Origin of the sequence: Flavobacterium ginsenosidimutans (assembly GCF_003254625.1) — a bacterium.
In the GTDB taxonomy this organism is placed as follows: domain Bacteria; phylum Bacteroidota; class Bacteroidia; order Flavobacteriales; family Flavobacteriaceae; genus Flavobacterium; species Flavobacterium ginsenosidimutans.
Map to the genome: position 1 here is coordinate 149,045 of NZ_QJRJ01000077.1, position 19,931 is coordinate 168,975.

Below are 19,931 nucleotides of genomic sequence, written 5' to 3' on the forward strand. Positions count from 1 at the left end.
TGTAATCAAAACAACAAATAACAAACGTTAAAAATCATGTGCGAATTAAGCTCATTATAATGAGAGAAACATAACAATAACTATATCGAATTATTAAAGAAATAAATTGCCTCCAGCTTTAGCTGGAGGTCAAAAAATATTGCCTTCAAATAGGCTTTAGCCAAAATATTCTATTAATTTGGCTAAAGCCCATTTGCTTAAATTAAAAACCTCCAGCTAAAGCTGGAGGCAATTGAAAAAATATCTTACTAGACTTATTATTCAAGCAAAAGTAGCGTCCTATTTATTAATTCATTTTTATACTTCAAAACATCATCTACATTACTTAATAAATACTCATTATTTTCAATAGCGATTTTCAATTTTGCATCAGTAAAAACCAATTTGCAAATAACTTTTTTAGGATGATCATCAATACTAATGTTAAAAAAGCTCTTAAAATCTTTAAAGAAAATTCTCTGACTTGGAATTTTCTTATTTTGTATTAACAAAGTTCTTATCGTATGATAAGCCTGAATTTCTGTTTCAGTTGTAATAATTCCACCAGTATTTGAATTTGATTCAGCAAGTACTTTTTTATCATATAAAGATTTCAACAAAGCAGAATTAATCATTGTAATCATTTTACCTTGCGTTTCATCATTGAATTTGGTCTTAAAGTTCATATTCCTGTGAATAATTTTCAACAAATCTTTTGAAGGCACTATAAACTCCTTTAACAAACCTGCTTCAAAATCTTCCGCAAAAACACAATCTTGCGCAGTTTTAATTATCTCACTAATTACCACATATCTTTTATCAAACTTAATAAGAGTTTCTAGATCTTTATCAGAATAATTAGATAAATTGAATATAAAAAAAGGTTTAGAGTCAATTACATTTGGTAATAAAATATCTGAATAGAATCTATATTCAATTCCATTAGTTAAAATTGCAATTCTTGAACTTTTTGTATTACTAAAATACCCGTTAAGCTGACCCGCTTCTTTATCACTTAGTTTACTATTATATTTTTTTGCTTCTATAAGAATGGTTTCCTTCTTATTAAGAAATATAGCGTAATCAATTTTCTGACTTACACGTTCTCCAAAATCCGCATTGAATTCTGGAATCAAATCATTAGAAATATAGTTTAAAAGTTGAAAAAATGGTTCAATCAAAAATTTACGAGTTTGGGCTTCATTGGTGCAAAGCTCTATTGCCTCGTTAATTTTAAAATTTTCAAGAGTTTTTCTTAGCTGATTAATGGATTGCTTAGGTATGTTTGTGGTCATTTTCTGGTTGATGGTTAGTTAGACAAACTGTAAAATCAGAACTAAACTAATAAAAATAAATCAATTACTAAGATTTTAAAAATCATTAGCTTACACAAACAAATATCAAATTTTATTTACAATAAATTTTACGGAAAACCATATTCGTTTTATTGTGTTGTAAAACATCAAACTTCCTCTTTGATATATTTAAAATAGTACTTTAAAAAATATATAGGAAAAAAAGCTAATGCAATAGGAAGATACATTCCCAAAAAAGCATCATTAAAATTTAATATCATCTTTTCTATCACCATTAAAAAAACAAATCCAAGGACGGTAAATATCCAGTAACTTCTTTTTTCGTTTCCTTTATCAAAATAAATGAATACAGACGAAATAAATTGAAAGAGATAGAAAATCAAATTCATCAAAAAGATCAGAATTGTACCTTTATTAAAATCTTCAAAATGACAATAAGTAAAGAAAACGGACAAAATAAGTCCCGCTATTAAATCTGAAATCAAAAATGTTCCCCATCTAATACAAGCAAAAGTAAAAATGGCTAAGAAAACGAAGAAGACAATATATCCAATCATATTGATTTAAATTTTACTCAAAAAATTACCTAATTAAAAACCCCGTCCTTATTACCTCAAAAACAACCTCAAGCTAAAACAGTTTAATTTGAAAATGACTTTTAATCCAATTCAGCCCATTGATAAAATCCACTTTCTCAAACAAACCATTATTCTTTCAACTTCATCCAAATCATATTCTTTATTTGCAATGACATGATATATTTCGTTAAGTAATATAGTTTCATCTAGATCATACAAACAAGAAATAAACTTGGCTAGATTTCTGTCTGAGAAATATTCGTAAAATAAATAGATCATATTTTTATAATCTATATCATCTAAATTGATTGAACTATTTTTTACTAACGCTAAAGATTTTTCTAACCAGATTTCCATAACTTTTTTTAAATTTTATTCCGAAAAAATCTTAGTGTCTTTGTGCCTTTGTGGCAAGAATACTTAACGAAGCAAAAACCCCATCCTTATAGACCCATAAAAATATCCCGAATTAGTATCAATTCCTGGATCATTCAATTCTCTTCCGCGGTATAGGAAAGAATACGAGATATTGAAGTTGTTGTGTCGGTATTTTAAACCAGCTTCGGCATTGAAACGAAGTGGCTCCAATTCAAAAGTAATTGGACTTGTGTCGTTAAACATGCTTCCCTCAATTGTGGCATCATAAAACTGATAATTTACACTTGGTGCTGCGTAGAAATAAAATTCTCTAATATTTGGCTGATCATGCACACTTACGGAAGCATCATACATATTAGAATCGTAAATTGGAAGCAGTTTTTTAAACCCAAATCGAGCCATAAATCCTGTTGAAACACCTGAAAAAATGGTTCCCAAATTACCTTCTGACTGCCAATGAAGATCTACAAAATCATTATGTTTTGAAGGAAACATTTTTTTAGAGTAAATGGCATGAGCCTGAACGCCGAAAGCATTATGCAACTGGTTTTCCCAACCATAAACTTTTTTGTAACCTATAATGTTGTGAAAACCAACCTGAGTTTCTTCTCCCAAAGCATTTGGTCCCATAAAACCCAATTGGAAATCGGTTTTTAATACCGATTCGCTTTCGTAAAAAAAACTTCTACCAGCTTCTGCAAAAAGATAAGCTGTAAACGGTCGGTCGTTTACTGTAACTGCTTCTTTGTTTAAAAATCGCGGATTGTAAATATATTGCCCGATACGAAATTCGGTGATTTTTTTATTGATTTTGGGATTATCGTTTTTTGATAAAAACCTGTAAAAAAGCTCCAGCCCATTCGTATAATACATATCATATTTAGACGATGTGTATAAATCGTTATCAGATATAAAACCTATTTCTGCAGTTTTTCCTTGTCCAAAAGTGAGCGTTACAGTCAATATCAGAAAAGCAAAAAGTGTTTTTTTACTTCTTCTCTTCTTTACCATTATAATATATTTTTCCAACGTAACGCATCTCACGAACAATTCGTTCTTTTCTTCTACTGATATAACTTGAAGAACCCGTAGCTTTAAATTTTCTTGGATTTGGAAGAATTGCCGCAATTCCCGCTGCCTGCATTGGCGTTAAACTAGAAGCATCACGTCTGTACCAATGTTCAGTTGCCGCATAAGCTCCGTAAACTCCGTCGCCCATTTCAATACTGTTCAGATAAACTTCCATGATACGTTCTTTCCCCCAAATCAATTCAATTAGAACTGTAAAATAAGCTTCTAGGCCTTTACGGAAATAACTTTTTCCTTGCCATAAAAAGACATTTTTAGCGGTTTGCTGCGAAATGGTGCTTCCGCCACGAATTCTACGTCCGCGTTCGTTACTTTTATATGCTTTTTGAAGTGCTTTAAAATCGAAACCGTTATGCGTTAAAAATGTTGCATCTTCACTCGCGATAACTGCTTTTTGAAGATTCATTGATATTTTTTCGATCGGTTCCCAATCATGGTCAAAATATACTTCTTTTCCTGCCATTTTATTTTCGATAGCACGAATAATCATTAAAGGAGTAAATGGCACCGGAACGTATTTAAAAAATATAACCGATCCAATTGATATTCCAAAAAACCATAAAGCAGCTTTGATAAAAAACCATTTTATTTTTTCACCCAAAGAACGATTTCCTTTTTTTGAAGACGTTTTTGGTTTAGGTTTAGTTGCTGTTGTTTTTTTTGGTGCTGGTTTTTTGGTTGCTGCCATTATATTAAATCTGCTAAATCTGTTCCTATTAAACTTCCTATTGCCACTCCCATTCCGCCTAAACGTACTCCGCAGAACACATTTTCAGAAAGTTGAGTAACGACAGGATTCTTACTATTTCCAATTCCCATAATGCCGCTCCATCGGTGCGCAATCTGAAAATCCTGATTTGGTAAAATTACATTTTTCAGTAAATCTTCCAATTTATTTTGAATAATTTTCGTCTGTCCAAATTCGGTTGTGGTTTCACCTTCAAAATCAAGATTTCGACCTCCGCCTAATAAAATTCGGTCACCAATATTTCTGAAATAATAATACCCACGATCTAAATGAAACGTTCCTTTGACATCTAAATTGTGAATAGGCTCTGTAATAAGCACTTGCGCTCTTGCTGGTTTTACTTCTCCGTTTGTTAAAGATCCTGCAAAACCATTGGTTGCAAAAAACAATTTTTGAGTTTTAAAACTAAAATCATTTAAAACTACTTCGACATGATTTCCTGTATCGACATAAGAAGTCACCGTCTGCTGATTTAAAATTAAAATATCTGCCGAAACTGCTTGTTTCAATAATTCCTGCATCATATTTCCAGTATCAATTTGTGCTTCAAACGGATTAAAAATCAAATAATCTTGAATATTCTGAAATCCGAAACGGTCTACTTCTTTCGAAAAAACATCGGCTTTAAAAAGCGGTTTCAAAACTTCATTGATAAACGGAATTTTAGCAACACATTCATTAAATCCGAATTCGTCTTCTTTCAAAAATAATTCATATCCGCCGTGAGGTTTAAAATCAATTGCCGAATCTCCTAATCTTTTTCGAAGTAATTGAAGCCCTTTCCAACGTTTCTCAATCAAATGCACTACGTCCTCTTCTGAATGCGTTTTCAAATCTTCTAGAATTTCAGAAATACTTCCGAAACAAGCAAAACCGGCATTTTTGGTACTTGCGCCTTGTGGCAGCATTCCACGTTCTAAAACCAGAATTTTAGCAGCAGGAAATCTTTCGCGCAAGCGTAATGCTGTATGCAAGCCAACGATTCCACTGCCAACAATTGTGTAATCGACATTCGTAAACCAATTTTTAAGTTCCCAATAGCTTAGTTCCATCTTTGTGTTGAATTAAATTCCAAATTTAAAATTCCAAATTCCAATCTTGGGTTAAATTACAATTTTTTAAATTTCGAAACCCTCAACGATTTCATTTTTTTGTATGATGAACGTCCCGAGACTTTTGGAGAAGCCTCTCAACTATGCGCCCTTCGACTTCGCTTAGGGTGACAAGACGAAAACTTGAAATTGCTTTTTTGATAATGTTTAAGAATAAAAATTCGTGAATTAGTGGCGAATAAAAATTTAAAGACAGCGTTTTTGAAATTTTAACAATAATTGGGATTTGGAATTTTAAAGTTTGGGATTTTAAATTCGTATTTTTAGCGCCACAAAAAATAGAATTTTTATTATGAAAAAAGTAGTATTAACAACCTTAATAATGATGAGTTTAAACGCTATCGGACAAAATGTAATGTCTCCAGAATTGTTATGGAAATTAGGAAGAGTAACGCCTCTTGGCATTTCTAAAGATGCTAAAAATGTTGTTTTTAAAGTTTCTACGCCTTCTGTAGAAGAAAATAAATCGGCTTCTAAAATTTATACAATTCCCGTAAATGGCGGAAATGCAACTGAAATTAAAGACACCAAAGATATTTTGGCAGACAAAAACATTTCGCCTGACGGAAAATTTTTGGTTTACAATGAAGAAGTAAAAATTGACAAAGTTTTAGGAAAAGATTTTTATCCAAGTCTAACAAAATCTGATGCTCAAATTTATGACGGATTAGATTATCGCCACTGGGACACTTGGAACGAAGGAAAATTTAATCACGTTTTTTATAAAGAAAACAAAGACGGAGCAAAAGGAATCGACATCTTGAAAGGTGAAACTTTCGATTCTCCGCAAAAACCTTTTGGCGGTGACGAAGATTATATTTGGTCGCCAGACAGCAAAAGCATTTTTTACGTTTGCAAGAAAAAAGCAGGAACGGCTTATGCTATTTCAACTAACACGGATATTTATGAGTACAATTTAGAAACTCAAAAAACAACAAATAAAACCGAAGGTAATTTAGGTTACGATACCGCTCCGCAATTTTCTCCAACAGGAAATTTATCTTGGTTGCAAATGAAACGTGACGGTTACGAGTCTGATAAAAACGACATTATTGTTGAGTTTAAAGGAATCAAAACTAACTTAACGGCAAACTGGGACGGAACTGTTGATAATTTTATCTGGAGTAAAGATGGAAAAACGGTATTTTTTGTTGCGCCAATTGATGGAACAAAACAACTTTTCTCGGTTAATTTTCCTGGTTTAACTAAAATCGCGATCAATGTTCGTCAATTGACAAACGGAGATTTTGATGTGAATGATTTAATTGGTTTCTCTGGAGATGATATTATCGTTACCAGAACAGACATGAATCATGCGGGAGAAATTTATTCTTTCAACTTGAAGAAAAACACTTGGAAACAATTATCAAACATCAATACTGAAACGTACAAAACTTTAGCGTTAAGCAAAACAAAAAAACGTTACGTTACAACAACTGACGGTAAAAAAATGCTAGTTTGGGTAATTCTTCCTCCAAATTTTGATGCTTCTAAAAAATATCCAACTTTGTTATTCTGCCAAGGCGGACCTCAAAGTGCGCTAACACAATCGTATTCTTTCCGTTGGAATTTCTCTTTAATGGCTGCTAAAGGTTATGTAGTTGTGGCTCCAAACCGTCGTGGAATGCCAGGACACGGAGTTGAGTGGAACGAGCAAATTAGTAAAGATTGGGGCGGACAAGTTATGGATGATTATCTTTCTGCAATTGATGATGTGGCAAAAGAAAGTTATGTTGACAAAAGCCGTTTAGGTTGCGTTGGAGCTAGCTACGGAGGATATTCTGTATTTTATTTAGCTGGAATTCACAAAAACCGTTTCAAAACTTTTATCGCTCATGATGGTGTTTTCAATACCGTTTCAATGTTAGGAACAACTGAAGAAGTTTTCTTTAACAACTGGGATTTCGGCGGACCATATTGGGAAAAAGATAATGTTGTAGCACAAAAAGCTTATACCACATTTAATCCTGCAACTTTGGTTCAAAACTGGAACAAGCCAATTTTGATTTTCCAAGGAGGTAAAGATTTCCGTGTGCCAATTGGACAGGGACAAGAAGCTTTTCAGGCGGCTCAGTTAAGAGGACTTAAGAGTAGATTTGTTTATTTCCCAGACGAAAATCACTGGGTTTTAAAACCACAGAACGCTCAAGTTTGGCAAGGTGAATTCTTCAAATGGTTAGATGAGACTTTGTAATTCATAAAACAACATTTTTTGACAGCCGTAGATTTACATAATCTACGGCTGTTTTTGTTTGTTCACCTTACAATTATATAACATATTGGTACATTTACTATTCCGAAAACAGATTTTTTTAGATAAATTGCAAAGGTTTATAATATCCCAAATTCCCAATACCTTTCAGCAAAATATGGAGAGCAAAAAAAGTTACACCGCAATCAAAGTTTTATTCAGCTATGTTGCATTATTGGCTTTGGTTGTAACCGTTGGATGGTTTCTATATTCTGAAAATGTCGTTTACAACAAACTGGAAGATAAAATTGCTTTAGAAAAAACCAAAATTCTTAGAGTCAGCAGATTGTATTCTAATGTTTATAAAACCGAAAGTTTAGCAAGGCAAACCATTCAAAATAACTCCGAAAAAGATTTTAAAAATTATCTGATCGAAACCGATTCTCTTCGTAAACGTATCGATACTTTAAAACAAATTGTTACTACTGAATATCAGAAAACGCTTTTAGATAGTGTGAATTATTTTTTGGCTGAAAAGACAGAAAACATCAAACAATTAAGAGAAATCAAGAATAAAGCAGACGACGAAACTTCGGTAAATACAGCGATTGATGAAATCACGAAAATGGAGTTTAATCTTAGAAAACTCGAACTTCAGGATTTCACCAAAAACCCAAATCAGTTGGGAAGTTACCAGCGAAGTGTTTTACAGCAATATGTCGATTATTTAAACTCGAATATTCCTGACGACAGCACCAACACATTAAGCAAAAAAGCCTCTGATTCGATTTTGGCCAATTCTAAAAAGCTTTTGAGTTCTGTAAAATTAAAAGCCGAAAAAAAGAAAGAATCTCTGAATTTTGAAGAAAACAAACTGCTTCAAAATGAAATTGCAATTTCGGATCAGCTTCGAAAAATACTTCGAATTATCGAGCGAGAAATCATCATCAATTCGATAAAAAACAATTCATTAAAAGAAAAATCATTAAAAAGAGTCAACGAAATTGTCACAGCATCTGCCGTAATTGGTTTATTGCTGACGATCTTTTTCTCGATTCTAATAGTAAGCGATTATTCGAAATCTCAATTGTATAAAAAACAGTTGGAAATCGCCAATTTCAAAACAAAGAATCTGCTAAAAAGCCGTGAACAATTAATTTCGACCGTAAGTCACGATTTGAAAACGCCTTTGAGTACGATTGTCGGATATTCTGAACTTTTAGGAAATTCAGATATTAATACCAAGCAATCGTATTTCATTAAAAACATAAAAAATTCGTCTGAATATATTACGCAACTAGTTCAAGATTTATTGGATTTTTCACAAATCGAAGCAGGGAAAATTTCGATCGAAAAAGTTCCGTTTTCATTGCCAGAAATCATTGAAGATGTTGCGAGAAATATCCAAACCGTTTACAAACAAAAAGATATTGCTCTTATAATTAATGTTGATGAAAAATTTCAGAAACGTATTGTTGGAGATCCATTTCGTTTAAAACAAATATTGACAAATATTGTTGGTAACGCATATAAATTCACTGAAGAAGGTCATATTCGAATTGCCGCTTACGCGAATGAAGACCAGTTCTTTACAATTTCGATTCAAGACACTGGAATTGGAATTGAAAAAGGGAATCAGAAATTGGTTTTCGAAGAATTTGCACAAGCGAATGAAAACATTGAAAAGAAATATGGCGGTACTGGTTTAGGATTATCAATCTGCCAAAAGATTATTTCTATTTTGGGCGGAAGCTTAAGTTTGGACAGTATTTTTGGAAAAGGAAGTACATTCACCATTCAATTACCGTTATTGTTTGATAACAGTCAGACTGCACCAATTGTTTCAAATAAGGTTAAAAACAAACTTTCAAAAAACACTAAGAAACAAACTTTCATTGTAGTTGATGACGATATTAACCTTCTGAATCTGACCACTGGAGTTTTAAAACAAGAACAACATCAAGTATTTTCGTTTACGAATCCTGCAAAGGCTTTAGAAACGATTAAAAACACGCGTTTTGATTTCGTTATTACTGATATTCAAATGCCGGAAATTGATGGTTTCTTGTTTTTAGAAAAACTTCGCGAACTTCCAGAAACTATCTTTAAAAATCAGCCTGTAATTGCACTTACTGGCCGCACAGATCTGGATCTTTCGGTTTATAAAAATGCTGGTTTTACAACAGTTGTAAAGAAACCATATTCTCCAAAAATTTTATTGGAAACGATTCAGCATATTTTGGATCACGAAGAAGTTCCCGCAACCGAATTTAAAGAAACTGAAAACAATCATTCTTCTCAAATGTATTCTTTAGATACTTTGAAAGATTTTCTTGGACAAGACGAATTGGCTTTAAAAGAAGTTTTAAACTCTTTCATAGATACATCTATAGAAAATTTAGGCTTTTTAAAAACAGCTGTTCAAGAGAAAAATCATGAAGAAATAAAATCAATCGCGCATCGCATTGCGCCAATGTTTAAGCAAATTCAGGCAAATGAAATTGGTGAGCTTCTTAAAAACTTAGAGAAAGAAGATCTAAATACGATTGACGTAGAAAGTACGTTCTCAGATTTAAAAGAAAAAGTAGACGTTCTTTTTGAAGGACTAAAACAAGAGATTTAAAAAAAAGCAGTCTAAAATGACTGCTTTTTTATTGAATATTATATTGCTTCAACTTATTATAAAGTGTTTTTCTGGTAATTTTCAGAAGTTTTGCCGCTTCCGATTTATTGTTCTGTGCTTTTGACAAAGCATGAATAATAGCTTCTTTTTCATTTTCAGATAAAGAGAAACTGCCGTTTCCTCCTGATTGTTTTTGGATTTGGAAAAATTCCGCAGGAAGTACGTCTGCTTCAATAAAATCTCCACGTGTTAAAAGCGTTGCTCGTTTTACGCAATTTTGCAATTCACGTAAATTTCCTGGCCAGTTATAATTCTGAAAAATAGAAACTACTTCTGGAGAAAATCCAATAATTTCTTTATTTAACTGTTGATTGGCTTTTTCAAGGAAATAATCAGCAAAAACCATTAAATCTTCTCCACGATCTTTTAAAGATGGTGACTGAATCGAAAATTCATTGATTCTATGGTATAAATCTTCTCTAAAATCGCCGTTTTTTACTGCCTCGCGCAAATCTTCGTTTGTAGCTGTAATGATGCGTATATCGACGTTTATTTCTTTATTGCTTCCAACAGGTTTAATTTTTCTTTCCTGAAGCGCTCTCAATAACTGAATTTGATTTTCGTATGAAAGATTTCCGATTTCATCCAAAAATAAAGTTCCACCGTTTGCTGCTTCAAAATAACCTTTTTTATCGCTAATTGCTCCTGTGAAGGATCCTTTTAAATGACCAAAAAATTCGCTTGCTGCCAATTCTTTTGGTATGGCTCCGCAGTCAACAGCAATAAAATTGTTGTCTTTTCTTTGACTTTGCTGATGAATGCTTTTAGCTATGATTTCTTTTCCTGTTCCGCTTTCGCCAATAATCAAAACCGACATATCTGTTGGACTTACCAATTGAATATGATCCAGTAGTTTTTTTGATGCAACTGAAATTCCTTTTACAAATTCATTTTCGCCCGAAGTTTGTTTTTTAGGCGCTTTTTTTTCTTTTACGGGAGCTTCTTCCTTTACCTGTGGAGTTTGCAATGCATTTGTAATAACAATCAAAACCTCATCAGGATTGAAAGGTTTTGAAATATAATCTGATGCACCGTTCTTGATTGCCTTTACAGCAGTATTTACATCAGAGTAACCCGTCATTAAAATAATTGGAATATGCGGGTGCGAATTTTTAAATTCAGACATAAGTCCAATACCGTCAGAATCAGGCAAACGAAGGTCTGTCAAAATCAAATCAAACGATTCGTTTTTAACCGCTTCTCGTGCTTCTGCTGCAGAGAAAGCTATCGCTACATCATACGCTTTTTTGATTAGAAATTTTTCTAATAATTTACAAAACGCGATGTCATCTTCTATCAGTAATATCTTTGACATTTGTTTTTAGTGACTTTTTTGCTAAAATAATATTATTAAACTTGTTATTTCATAAAATTATGTAAAATATGTAAAAAAAAAGAGATTGCATGACGCAATCTCTTTTTCACCAAAAACATAAATCTAAATTCACCTAATTATATCTTCAACCAGTTACCATTGACATCTGAGTAAACAGTAGCCTTCTGGTCTCCAACTGATATTTCTAGTTTGTATTCTTTTTTTTCGTTTACAAATGCTTTTTCCAGTTTTGCTCCTGGATAAGCTGTCTGCAAGGCTGTTTTTACAGCTGCAGGCACAGCATCTGCAGTAACTTCTGTATATTCTGATTGAATAATTACAGTTGTTTTAGTTTCTTGTGGAACTGGCAATACATTTGCTTGAATTGACATTGTTCCAAAAAGAACTACTGCTGATAAGATTAGTTTTTTCATGATGCTGATTTTTTAATTATTTCTTGATGATATTACCAGAAGCATCTGTAAAAATAGTATACTTCTTTTCTCCACTTGAAATTTCAAGTTTGTACTCGTTTTTCTCGTTTTTATAAGCCTTTTCAAGCTTAGTATTTGGGAAAGATTTTTCAACTGTAGATTTCACAGCTGCTGGAACAGCGTCTGCTGTTATTTCAGTAAATTCATCTTGAATAAGTACTGATTGAGTAATCGAAATTGCTGGAAGGACTGCAGCACTTACTGACAGACTTCCTAAAACAATCGCTGCTGATAAGATTAACTTTTTCATAATATTTAGTGGTTTAAATTATTTTTTAAGAATGTTACCAGAAGCATCTGTATAAACGATCGATTTTTCTCCTCGAACGGTTATCTCAATTTTGTACTCCTTTTTATCATTTACCCATGCTTTTTCAAGCACTACACCAGGATAAGCTTCGTCTAAAGACTTTTTAATAGCTGCTGGAACTCCATCTACTTCTTTATATCCATCCTGATCATTAACTGTTTGTACCAATGGGCTTGCTACAACAGCGGTTTCTGCATGCATCGACAAACTGCCTAAGACAATTGCTGCCGATAGAATCAACTTTTTCATAGTAATAGCTTTTTAGGGTTAGATTTAAATTATTTTTTAATCCAGGTTCCGTCTGCGTTTGCAAAAAGATTTCCTGTTTTATCTCCAACAGTTACTTCTAACTTATATTCAGATTTAGTGTTTTTAAATGCTTTAGAAAGCACTGCATCTGGATATGCTTTTTTAAGTGCGTCTGTTATAGCTGATGGAACTTCTTCCAATTTAATTTCTGTATAATCATCTTGGATAGAGATTGTTTTTACGATTGTATTTGAAATTGGCGAAGTTGAAGCAAATGATGTTAAACCTCCCAAAACGATTGCGGCTGATAAAAATAAATTTTTCATGATAGTTGTTTTTTAATATAGTTAATTTGATCTTAGTATTCTTGATCTGGATTTTCACAATACCTTAGATTAGATTATTGTTTGATCCAAGTTCCATCTGCATTAGCAAATAGGTTACCTACTTTGTCACCAACAGTAACATCAAGTTTATACTGTGCTTTTTCGTTTTTATATGCTTTTGTAATTACCGCTTCTGGGTAAGCTTTTTTAAGAGCTTCTGTAATTGCAGAAGGTAATTCTTCTAATTTGATCTCAGTATATTCGTCTGCAATAGAAATCACCTTTGCGTTTATGTTTACTACTGGTGAAGTTGAAGCGAATGAAGTTAAACTTCCTAAAACAATTGCGGCTGATAAAAATAATCTTTTCATAACGTATATATTTAAATTAATAGTTGTTTACGCTTTAGATAATGAAATTATTATGCCGTAAAAGAAAAGAACTATGCTAAATAGCCTAAAAGCCTATTTTTAAAGGTTTTAAATCAATATGCCAATAAAAGACAAATTTCAAAAAGTGTGTAAAAGATAAAAAAAGTGTGTAATAAGTAAACACTTAAAGTGTAACCTTTGAAGGAAATTTCAAATTCCAAAATCTAGATTAAAGTTTCAAGTTCCAAGTTTAAGGTTTCAATATTGGAATTTGGAATTTTCTTTTTTTTGGAATTTTAATAAAGGCTTATAAAGAAAAAAGGCTGTCAATAAATTGACAGCCTTTATAATTATTCTGGATTATTCATTTTAAATGTATCCATAAATGCAGTTGTATAATCTCCTGCAATATATTTTGGATCATCCATTAATTGTCTGTGGAAAGGTATTGTAGTTTTCACACCTTCAATTACGAACTCATCTAAAGCTCTACGCATTTTGCTGATAGCTTCTTCACGAGATTGCGCTGTTGTAATTAACTTGGCAATCATAGAATCGTAGTTTGGCGGAATGCTGTAACCTGAATATACGTGAGTATCTAAACGTACTCCGTGTCCTCCTGGCATATGAAGCGTAGTAATTTTTCCTGGTGAAGGGCGAAAATCGTTATAAGGATCTTCAGCATTAATACGACATTCGATAGCATGTAATTCTGGAAGGTAGTTTTTTCCAGAAATCGGAATTCCAGCAGCCACCATAATCTGCTCACGGATCAAATCATAATCAATAACTTGTTCTGTAATTGGGTGCTCTACTTGGATACGAGTATTCATTTCCATGAAATAGAAGTTTCTGTGTTTGTCCACTAAAAACTCTACAGTTCCAGCTCCTTCATATTTAATGAATTCAGCAGCTTTTACAGCAGCCTCTCCCATTCTTGTACGAAGTTCGTCTGTCATGAAAGGTGAAGGTGTTTCTTCAGTTAATTTTTGGTGACGACGTTGTACTGAACAATCTCTTTCAGAAAGGTGACATGCTTTTCCGTAAGCATCTCCAACAACCTGAATTTCGATATGACGTGGTTCTTCAATAAGTTTCTCCATGTACATTCCGTCATTTCCAAACGCTGCAGCAGCTTCTTGACGCGCACTTTCCCAAGCTTTTAAAAGCTCTTCTTCTTTCCAGATTGCACGCATTCCTTTTCCACCACCACCAGCAGTAGCTTTCATCATAACTGGATAACCAATTTCTTTAGCTGTTTTTTGTGCATGTTCGTAAGATTCTAATAATCCGTCTGAACCTGGTACACAAGGAACTCCTGCCGCTTTCATTGTAGCTTTTGCAGAAGCTTTATCTCCCATACGGTCGATCATTTCTGGAGCAGCACCGATAAATTTAATTCCGTGCTCTTGACAGATTTTTGAGAATTTAGCATTCTCAGAAAGAAATCCATAACCTGGATGTATTGCGTCTGCATTTGTAATTTCTGCAGCTGCAATGATATTTGACATTTTCAAATACGATAAGTTACTCGGAGGAGGGCCAATACAAACCGCTTCGTCAGCAAATTTAACGTGTAAACTTTCTGCGTCGGCTGTAGAGTAAACTGCAACAGTTTTGATTCCCATTTCCTTACATGTACGAATTACACGTAGTGCAATTTCTCCTCTATTCGCAATTAATATTTTTTTAAACATCTTACTTTAATTAGATAATTAGACAATTTGATAATTAGATAATTTTAGATGATTAACAAAACTTTTTTCGAATCCTTCTAAAATCTAAAATCTAAAATCTAAATTTATTTATGATGGATCTACTAAGAATAAAGGTTGGTCAAATTCTACTGGAGACATATCGTCAACTAGAATTTTCACAATTTTACCAGAAACTTCAGATTCGATTTCGTTGAATAATTTCATTGCTTCAATTACACAAAGAACATCTCCTTTAGATACAGTGCTTCCAACTTCTGTAAAAACTGGTTTGTCTGGAGATGGTTTTCTATAGAATGTTCCAATGATTGGAGATTTTATAGTAATATATTTAGAATCGTTAGCAGCTGGTGCTTCTGGAGTTACACTTACAACTGTTGGAGCTGTAACTTGTGGAACTGCCGCTTGAGGTAAAGCTGCCTGAGCTGGCAATTGTTGTACATAAGTTGCCTCAGTTACATTTGTTTCTAAAGTTGTTCTGATCGTGATTTTTACATCATCCATTTCTAACTTAACTTCTGCAACGCCCGAATTTGCAACAAATTTGATTAGGTTTTGAATTTCTTTTAAATCCATAATGATTCGTTTTTAGTTTTAATTTATTTCTTATCGTAAGCCCATTTTAAATAGATAGATCCCCAAGTGAATCCTCCACCAAAAGCGGCAAAGATAATATTATCTCCTTTTTTAAGCTTATCTTCAAAATCAGCTAATACTAATGGTAAAGTTCCAGAAGTAGTATTACCGTATCTTTCGATGTTTACCAGAACTTTAGATTCGTCTAATTCTAATCTTCCAGCCGTAGCATCAATAATACGTTTATTAGCTTGGTGTGGCACTAACCAGTCAACATCTTGATTTGTCAAATTATTTCTTTGCAAAATCAATTCGCTGGCATCTGCCATATTTGTAACAGCATATTTGAAAACAGTTTTCCCGTCTTGCATAATATTGTGCTGTCTGTTTTTTACAGTGTCTTCTGAAGGTGGAATCAAAGAACCTCCAGCAGGAATTTTAAGGAAATCACGACCAACACCGTCACTTCTTAAATATTCATCCTGCAAACCTAAGCCTTCATAATTTGGTTCGAAAAGAACTGCACCAGCTCCATCACCAAAAATAATACAAGTTGCTCTATCTGTATAATCTACAATTGATGACATTTTATCTGCACCAATTAAAAGTACTTTTTTGTAACGTCCAGACTGTACATAAGCCGCAGCAGTTGACATTCCGTATAAGAAACTTGAACATGCAGCTTGCAAATCGTATGCAAATGCATTTGTTGCTCCAATTTCTGTTGCAACAAAAACTCCTGTAGAAGCCACCATCATATCTGGTGTTGCAGTTGCCATTATAATCATATCAATCTCAAGCGGATCAATATTTGCTTTTGCAATCAAATCCTTTGCTGCTTGTATAGCAAGGTAAGATGTACCTTTATCAGCATCTTTCAGGATTCTTCTTTCTTTAATTCCTGTTCGAGCGGTAATCCACTCATCATTGGTATCAACCATTGTTTCTAGTACTTGGTTCGAAAGAACGAAGTCAGGAACATAAGCTCCAACAGCGGTAATTGCGGCTGTGATTGTATTCATTATATTCTATTATTTTCTTTTCAAATTATGATTAATTTGAAAAATTTTTAAAAGACTTGAAAATTACAAAAAAAAACGTAACGAATTTGTCTATATTTTCCTAAAAAACGAAAATTATAACCAACAAAAAAAACTCTCACTATGTGAGAGTTCTAGTATAATTTACAAAAACGTATTAAGCAACCGCTTCAGATTTATCGATAACAACTTGCCCTCTGTAGTACATTTTACCTTCATGCCAGTAAGCTCTGTGGTATAAATGCGCCTCACCTGTAATAGGACATGTAGCGATTTGAGCTACAGTAGCTTTGTAATGTGTTCTTCTCTTATCTCTTCTTGTTTTCGAGGTTTTTCTCTTAGGATGTGCCATTTTACTATATTATTTATCCGTTAATAGTTTCTTTAATTTTTCCCAACGCGGGTCAATATCTTCTTCTTGTTTACTCTCTTCCTTTTGTTCTTTTACACTCAGCTCATTCAGTTTTGTTAAAGCTTCTGTTTGCAAACTTCCATCTTTAACTCCTGGATGAATTCTCTTTTGAGGTACAGAAAGCGCGATCATTTCATAAATATACTGCGCAACATCTATCTCAAATTCACCATGCGGCAAAATCAACAGCTCTTCATTATCATTGTTAAATTCATCTCCAAAGCGAACAATCAACTTCATTTTCCCTTTTATAGGTAAATCAAAATCTTCGCCTGTTAGATCACAAGGCACATTTACTGTTCCTTTGTGTTTGAATTCTAACTCTAACATAGTACTTTTCTTTTCGAAAAGTAAATTGACTTTAATATCCGAACTTTGAAACTCATCGTATTCAAAATTCTTAAAGAACTCGTTATTTATTTGATACTCAAAATGGTGTTTTCCTAGTTTTAATCCTACGAAAGGAATTAAAAATTCTTTTGTTTTGCTCATTTCAACATCAATTTGATCAATTCGATTCTAAAACTAGATATCTGAATTGGGGTGCAAAGATATAAAATTATTACAAATCTAATAATCTTATTCACCTTTTTTTGTTTATAACTGTTTTTCTTTTATTTTAAGAGGTTTTTGGCTAATCTCCTCATACTGATTACGCGAGCGAAAAATATCAATCGCAAGATATACTGCTTCTTTAAAAGAATTGTAATCTGCCATGTCTTTCCCAGCAATATCATAGGCTGTACCATGATCTGGAGAAGTTCTAACTCTGTTTAAACCTGCTGAATAATTAACTCCTTTTCCAAAAGACAATGTCTTGAACGGAATTAATCCTTGATCGTGATACATTGCTACAATAGCATCATATTTTTCATAATGACCGCTTCCAAAAAAACCATCTGCTGGAAATGGACCAAAAACCATTGTTCCAGAATCAAATATTTTCTTTAAAGTTGGCTTTAAAACCAAATCGTCTTCTTTTCCAATTACACCACCATCACCAGCGTGCGGATTTAATCCTAAAACTGCAATTTTCGGCTTTACAATACTAAAATCTTGAACTAGAGATTTTCTAATAGTTTCAATTTTTTTAGTAATTAATTCTTCTGTTAAATGAGAAGCGACTTCATTTAAAGGCACATGATCTGTAATTAAACCTACTCGAAGATTATCTTGAACCATCATCATAAGCGCATTGCCTTCTAATTCTTGATCTAGATAATCCGTATGTCCTGGAAATTTAAAATCTTCAGACTGTATATTGTATTTATTAATTGGTGCTGTAACCAGAACATCAATTTCACCCTCTTTCAAAGCTTTAGTTGCCGCTGTAAATGATTTTATTGCGTATTCACCTATCTTAGGATCGTTTACACCAAAGTTTATATCAACACCTTCTCTCCAAAGATTTAAAACATTTACTTTTCCTGGTATAACTTGATCTAATTTATCAACTCCGTGAAATTGAATCGTAGATGTAAAACTTTTTCTAACGAAAGAAAGAATTTTAGCATTTGCAAAAATAACCGGCGTACACAATTCCAACATACGAGAATCCTCGAATGTTTTCAGTATAACTTCGCTTCCAATACCGTTTAAATCTCCAACAGAAATTCCAACAATTATATTTTCTGCTTTTTTATTCATGAGCTCAGTTTATTTATTACTAATTTTGATGTGCAAATTTAGTAAAATAAAACCACAATGTTCACAGGAATTATAGAAACACTCGGCAGGATTCATGAAATTCAAAAAGACCAAAACAATCTTCACATAACAGTTGACTCATCCATAACTCACGAATTGAAAATAGACCAAAGTGTTTCGCACAACGGAATATGCCTTACTGTTGTTGCCATTAAAGATTCTCTTTATACGGTTACTGCAATTGATGAAACCATTTTAAAGACCAATATTGGCGACTGGAAAACAGGCGATATTGTAAATTTAGAAAGAGGAATGAAGCTTGGAGACCGTTTGGACGGACATATTGTTCAAGGTCACGTAGATCAAACTGGAACTTGCATCAAAATTGAAGAAGCCAACGGAAGCTGGAATTATACTTTTGAGTATGATAAAACCCTAAACAACATCACAATCGAAAAAGGTTCGATTACTGTAAACGGAGTAAGTCTTACGGTTGTAAACTCTAAAACAAATGAATTTAGCGTTTCAATTATTCCGTATACTTATGAGCATACTAACTTTAAAGATTTCAAAGTTGGAACAAAAATCAACCTTGAGTTTGATGTAGTAGGAAAATACATTTCTAGACTTTATTCGATCAACAAATAAAATCTAACACTTTTCCATAAAAAAAGCTTCAATTTATATTGAAGCTTTTTTTGTTTGATTTTTATATATCACGGTTGCACCTAATGCTAAACCGCCAATTACTAGAAAAACAATATTTTGGTCTATTGGAAACGTAGGATTACAACCAAAATCTTCACATTCATCGTCAAGTGTACCTGCGGTACCATTCGTAGTGGCCACTTTTGCTGTAGGAGCAGGTGGATTTGACGATCCGGCCAACATGAATGAGACATTTAATAATATTAAAGTAACTGCTAAAAAAGGGGCTTTTAGATTTTTCATAAATTCAAGCTGTTAAAAACAGCAAGTCTGTAATTATTAACAAATATTCTTTAATAGAAATTTCGCACAAGACATTTCTGCCTGCAAAATCTTGGACAAAAGTATAAGTTTTTTGCACAAAAGCAACTTTTAAAACGAAAAACATGGAAACAAATTTTAACAGTTTCCGTTTTTAAAGACCTAATACCTTTTCTGAAAACGTTATAGAACATAAAAACCTCATTTTCATCATCCTTTGCAAAATTCTCAAGCTTATAAGAATTTCCTGATTTTAACAAAAGTACATAAATGTCCGTTTTTCAAAAAATTTAATTTATCAGAATTTACGTAAAATTAAAACGATTGGTTTTTCACTTTTATTATTTACTGTTAAAACTTTTTTTCGAAATAAATATCTTTGCAAAATAATACCTTTAAAAAGGAGTCTTTTTCTATTTTTACTTTTAAAGAG

The 19,931-nt window shown here is 32.8% G+C and carries 22 protein-coding genes; 3 read left to right on the top strand and 19 right to left on the bottom strand.

Features of this window, described 5'->3' with window-relative positions; translation table 11 throughout:
• Positions 1-257: 257 nt before the first annotated feature.
• From DM444_RS12540 to DM444_RS12565, 6 genes are all read right to left on the bottom strand, one after another.
• Positions 258-1,274, bottom strand: coding sequence for a type I restriction enzyme HsdR N-terminal domain-containing protein (locus DM444_RS12540; RefSeq protein ID WP_111287129.1), 1,017 nt, complete (start codon positions 1,272-1,274; stop codon positions 258-260).
• A gap of 167 nt (positions 1,275-1,441) precedes the next feature.
• Positions 1,442-1,852: a hypothetical protein gene (locus tag DM444_RS12545; RefSeq protein WP_111287131.1), complete on the bottom strand. Its 411-nt coding sequence runs from the start codon at positions 1,850-1,852 to the stop codon at positions 1,442-1,444.
• Between the two features lie 111 nt (positions 1,853-1,963).
• Complete coding sequence (locus DM444_RS12550; RefSeq protein WP_111287133.1) at positions 1,964-2,230, bottom strand: hypothetical protein; 267 nt, start codon at positions 2,228-2,230, stop codon at positions 1,964-1,966.
• 63 nt (positions 2,231-2,293) lie between these two features.
• Positions 2,294-3,262: a lipid A deacylase LpxR family protein gene (locus DM444_RS12555; protein WP_111287135.1), complete on the bottom strand. Its 969-nt coding sequence runs from the start codon at positions 3,260-3,262 to the stop codon at positions 2,294-2,296.
• Positions 3,240-4,028, bottom strand: coding sequence for a monofunctional biosynthetic peptidoglycan transglycosylase (mtgA, locus tag DM444_RS12560; RefSeq protein WP_111287137.1), 789 nt, complete (start codon positions 4,026-4,028; stop codon positions 3,240-3,242). Before mtgA ends, DM444_RS12555 begins: the two co-directional genes overlap by 23 nt.
• Positions 4,028-5,140: an NAD(P)/FAD-dependent oxidoreductase gene (locus DM444_RS12565; RefSeq protein WP_111287139.1), complete on the bottom strand. Its 1,113-nt coding sequence runs from the start codon at positions 5,138-5,140 to the stop codon at positions 4,028-4,030. The genes mtgA and DM444_RS12565 overlap by 1 nt, the downstream gene beginning before the upstream one ends.
• 352 nt (positions 5,141-5,492) lie before the next feature.
• Here DM444_RS12565 and DM444_RS12570 point away from each other — a divergent pair, with 352 nt between their 5' ends.
• Entirely contained in the window at positions 5,493-7,394 is a 1,902-nt protein-coding gene (locus DM444_RS12570; RefSeq protein ID WP_111287141.1) for a S9 family peptidase, read from the top strand.
• 175 nt (positions 7,395-7,569) lie between these two features.
• On the top strand, positions 7,570-10,014 hold the full coding sequence (locus DM444_RS12575; RefSeq protein ID WP_111287143.1) for a hybrid sensor histidine kinase/response regulator: 2,445 nt from the start codon (positions 7,570-7,572) through the stop codon (positions 10,012-10,014).
• A gap of 28 nt (positions 10,015-10,042) precedes the next feature.
• Here the strand turns inward: DM444_RS12575 and DM444_RS12580 are convergent, their stop codons facing one another.
• From DM444_RS12580 to pdxA, 12 genes are all read right to left on the bottom strand, one after another.
• On the bottom strand, positions 10,043-11,389 hold the full coding sequence (locus DM444_RS12580; protein ID WP_111287145.1) for a sigma-54-dependent transcriptional regulator: 1,347 nt from the start codon (positions 11,387-11,389) through the stop codon (positions 10,043-10,045).
• 137 nt (positions 11,390-11,526) lie between these two features.
• Positions 11,527-11,823 carry a hypothetical protein gene (locus DM444_RS12585; RefSeq protein WP_111287147.1) on the bottom strand — a complete coding sequence of 99 codons (297 nt, stop codon included), beginning with the start codon at positions 11,821-11,823 and terminating at the stop codon, positions 11,527-11,529.
• Positions 11,824-11,839: 16 nt separating this feature from the next.
• On the bottom strand, positions 11,840-12,133 hold the full coding sequence (locus DM444_RS12590; protein WP_111287149.1) for a PepSY-like domain-containing protein: 294 nt from the start codon (positions 12,131-12,133) through the stop codon (positions 11,840-11,842).
• 18 nt (positions 12,134-12,151) lie between these two features.
• Positions 12,152-12,442 (bottom strand): hypothetical protein, encoded by a 291-nt coding sequence (locus tag DM444_RS12595; RefSeq protein WP_111287151.1) that lies wholly within the window; start codon positions 12,440-12,442, stop codon positions 12,152-12,154.
• 29 nt (positions 12,443-12,471) lie between these two features.
• Complete coding sequence (locus DM444_RS12600) at positions 12,472-12,768, bottom strand: hypothetical protein (RefSeq protein ID WP_111287153.1); 297 nt, start codon at positions 12,766-12,768, stop codon at positions 12,472-12,474.
• Positions 12,769-12,842: 74 nt separating this feature from the next.
• Entirely contained in the window at positions 12,843-13,139 is a 297-nt protein-coding gene (locus tag DM444_RS12605) for a hypothetical protein (RefSeq protein WP_111287155.1), read from the bottom strand.
• A 350-nt stretch (positions 13,140-13,489) separates the two neighbouring features.
• The gene (gene accC, locus DM444_RS12610; protein WP_111287157.1) at positions 13,490-14,836 is read right to left on the bottom strand and encodes an acetyl-CoA carboxylase biotin carboxylase subunit; all 1,347 of its coding nucleotides are present in this window, start codon (positions 14,834-14,836) and stop codon (positions 13,490-13,492) included.
• Positions 14,837-14,944: 108 nt separating this feature from the next.
• Entirely contained in the window at positions 14,945-15,430 is a 486-nt protein-coding gene (accB, locus tag DM444_RS12615; protein ID WP_095928350.1) for an acetyl-CoA carboxylase biotin carboxyl carrier protein, read from the bottom strand.
• A 23-nt stretch (positions 15,431-15,453) separates the two neighbouring features.
• The gene (locus DM444_RS12620) at positions 15,454-16,452 is read right to left on the bottom strand and encodes a beta-ketoacyl-ACP synthase III (protein ID WP_111287159.1); all 999 of its coding nucleotides are present in this window, start codon (positions 16,450-16,452) and stop codon (positions 15,454-15,456) included.
• Between the two features lie 175 nt (positions 16,453-16,627).
• Positions 16,628-16,822: a 50S ribosomal protein L32 gene (rpmF, locus tag DM444_RS12625; RefSeq protein WP_008465217.1), complete on the bottom strand. Its 195-nt coding sequence runs from the start codon at positions 16,820-16,822 to the stop codon at positions 16,628-16,630.
• A gap of 9 nt (positions 16,823-16,831) precedes the next feature.
• Positions 16,832-17,374, bottom strand: a complete 543-nt coding sequence (locus tag DM444_RS12630; RefSeq protein ID WP_111287160.1) for a YceD family protein — start codon at positions 17,372-17,374, stop codon at positions 16,832-16,834.
• 105 nt (positions 17,375-17,479) lie between these two features.
• The gene (gene pdxA, locus DM444_RS12635; protein WP_111287162.1) at positions 17,480-18,529 is read right to left on the bottom strand and encodes a 4-hydroxythreonine-4-phosphate dehydrogenase PdxA; all 1,050 of its coding nucleotides are present in this window, start codon (positions 18,527-18,529) and stop codon (positions 17,480-17,482) included.
• A 57-nt stretch (positions 18,530-18,586) separates the two neighbouring features.
• Between pdxA and DM444_RS12640 the strand changes: the two genes are divergently transcribed.
• The gene (locus DM444_RS12640; RefSeq protein WP_111287164.1) at positions 18,587-19,177 is read left to right on the top strand and encodes a riboflavin synthase; all 591 of its coding nucleotides are present in this window, start codon (positions 18,587-18,589) and stop codon (positions 19,175-19,177) included.
• A gap of 33 nt (positions 19,178-19,210) precedes the next feature.
• On the opposite strand, the gene DM444_RS12645 is transcribed toward DM444_RS12640, so the two are convergent.
• Positions 19,211-19,480, bottom strand: coding sequence for a hypothetical protein (locus DM444_RS12645; RefSeq protein WP_111287166.1), 270 nt, complete (start codon positions 19,478-19,480; stop codon positions 19,211-19,213).
• Positions 19,481-19,931 lie beyond the last annotated feature (451 nt).

Coding starts and splice junctions, on each gene's coding strand:
- DM444_RS12540 (WP_111287129.1), bottom strand. CDS start 1,274: ATGACCACAAACATACCTAAGCAATCCATTAATCAGCTAAGAAAAACT.
- DM444_RS12545 (WP_111287131.1), bottom strand. CDS start 1,852: ATGATTGGATATATTGTCTTCTTCGTTTTCTTAGCCATTTTTACTTTT.
- DM444_RS12550 (WP_111287133.1), bottom strand. CDS start 2,230: ATGGAAATCTGGTTAGAAAAATCTTTAGCGTTAGTAAAAAATAGTTCA.
- DM444_RS12555 (WP_111287135.1), bottom strand. CDS start 3,262: ATGGTAAAGAAGAGAAGAAGTAAAAAAACACTTTTTGCTTTTCTGATA.
- mtgA (WP_111287137.1), bottom strand. CDS start 4,028: ATGGCAGCAACCAAAAAACCAGCACCAAAAAAAACAACAGCAACTAAA.
- DM444_RS12565 (WP_111287139.1), bottom strand. CDS start 5,140: ATGGAACTAAGCTATTGGGAACTTAAAAATTGGTTTACGAATGTCGAT.
- DM444_RS12570 (WP_111287141.1), top strand. CDS start 5,493: ATGAAAAAAGTAGTATTAACAACCTTAATAATGATGAGTTTAAACGCT.
- DM444_RS12575 (WP_111287143.1), top strand. CDS start 7,570: ATGGAGAGCAAAAAAAGTTACACCGCAATCAAAGTTTTATTCAGCTAT.
- DM444_RS12580 (WP_111287145.1), bottom strand. CDS start 11,389: ATGTCAAAGATATTACTGATAGAAGATGACATCGCGTTTTGTAAATTA.
- DM444_RS12585 (WP_111287147.1), bottom strand. CDS start 11,823: ATGAAAAAACTAATCTTATCAGCAGTAGTTCTTTTTGGAACAATGTCA.
- DM444_RS12590 (WP_111287149.1), bottom strand. CDS start 12,133: ATGAAAAAGTTAATCTTATCAGCAGCGATTGTTTTAGGAAGTCTGTCA.
- DM444_RS12595 (WP_111287151.1), bottom strand. CDS start 12,442: ATGAAAAAGTTGATTCTATCGGCAGCAATTGTCTTAGGCAGTTTGTCG.
- DM444_RS12600 (WP_111287153.1), bottom strand. CDS start 12,768: ATGAAAAATTTATTTTTATCAGCCGCAATCGTTTTGGGAGGTTTAACA.
- DM444_RS12605 (WP_111287155.1), bottom strand. CDS start 13,139: ATGAAAAGATTATTTTTATCAGCCGCAATTGTTTTAGGAAGTTTAACT.
- accC (WP_111287157.1), bottom strand. CDS start 14,836: ATGTTTAAAAAAATATTAATTGCGAATAGAGGAGAAATTGCACTACGT.
- accB (WP_095928350.1), bottom strand. CDS start 15,430: ATGGATTTAAAAGAAATTCAAAACCTAATCAAATTTGTTGCAAATTCG.
- DM444_RS12620 (WP_111287159.1), bottom strand. CDS start 16,452: ATGAATACAATCACAGCCGCAATTACCGCTGTTGGAGCTTATGTTCCT.
- rpmF (WP_008465217.1), bottom strand. CDS start 16,822: ATGGCACATCCTAAGAGAAAAACCTCGAAAACAAGAAGAGATAAGAGA.
- DM444_RS12630 (WP_111287160.1), bottom strand. CDS start 17,374: ATGAGCAAAACAAAAGAATTTTTAATTCCTTTCGTAGGATTAAAACTA.
- pdxA (WP_111287162.1), bottom strand. CDS start 18,529: ATGAATAAAAAAGCAGAAAATATAATTGTTGGAATTTCTGTTGGAGAT.
- DM444_RS12640 (WP_111287164.1), top strand. CDS start 18,587: ATGTTCACAGGAATTATAGAAACACTCGGCAGGATTCATGAAATTCAA.
- DM444_RS12645 (WP_111287166.1), bottom strand. CDS start 19,480: ATGAAAAATCTAAAAGCCCCTTTTTTAGCAGTTACTTTAATATTATTA.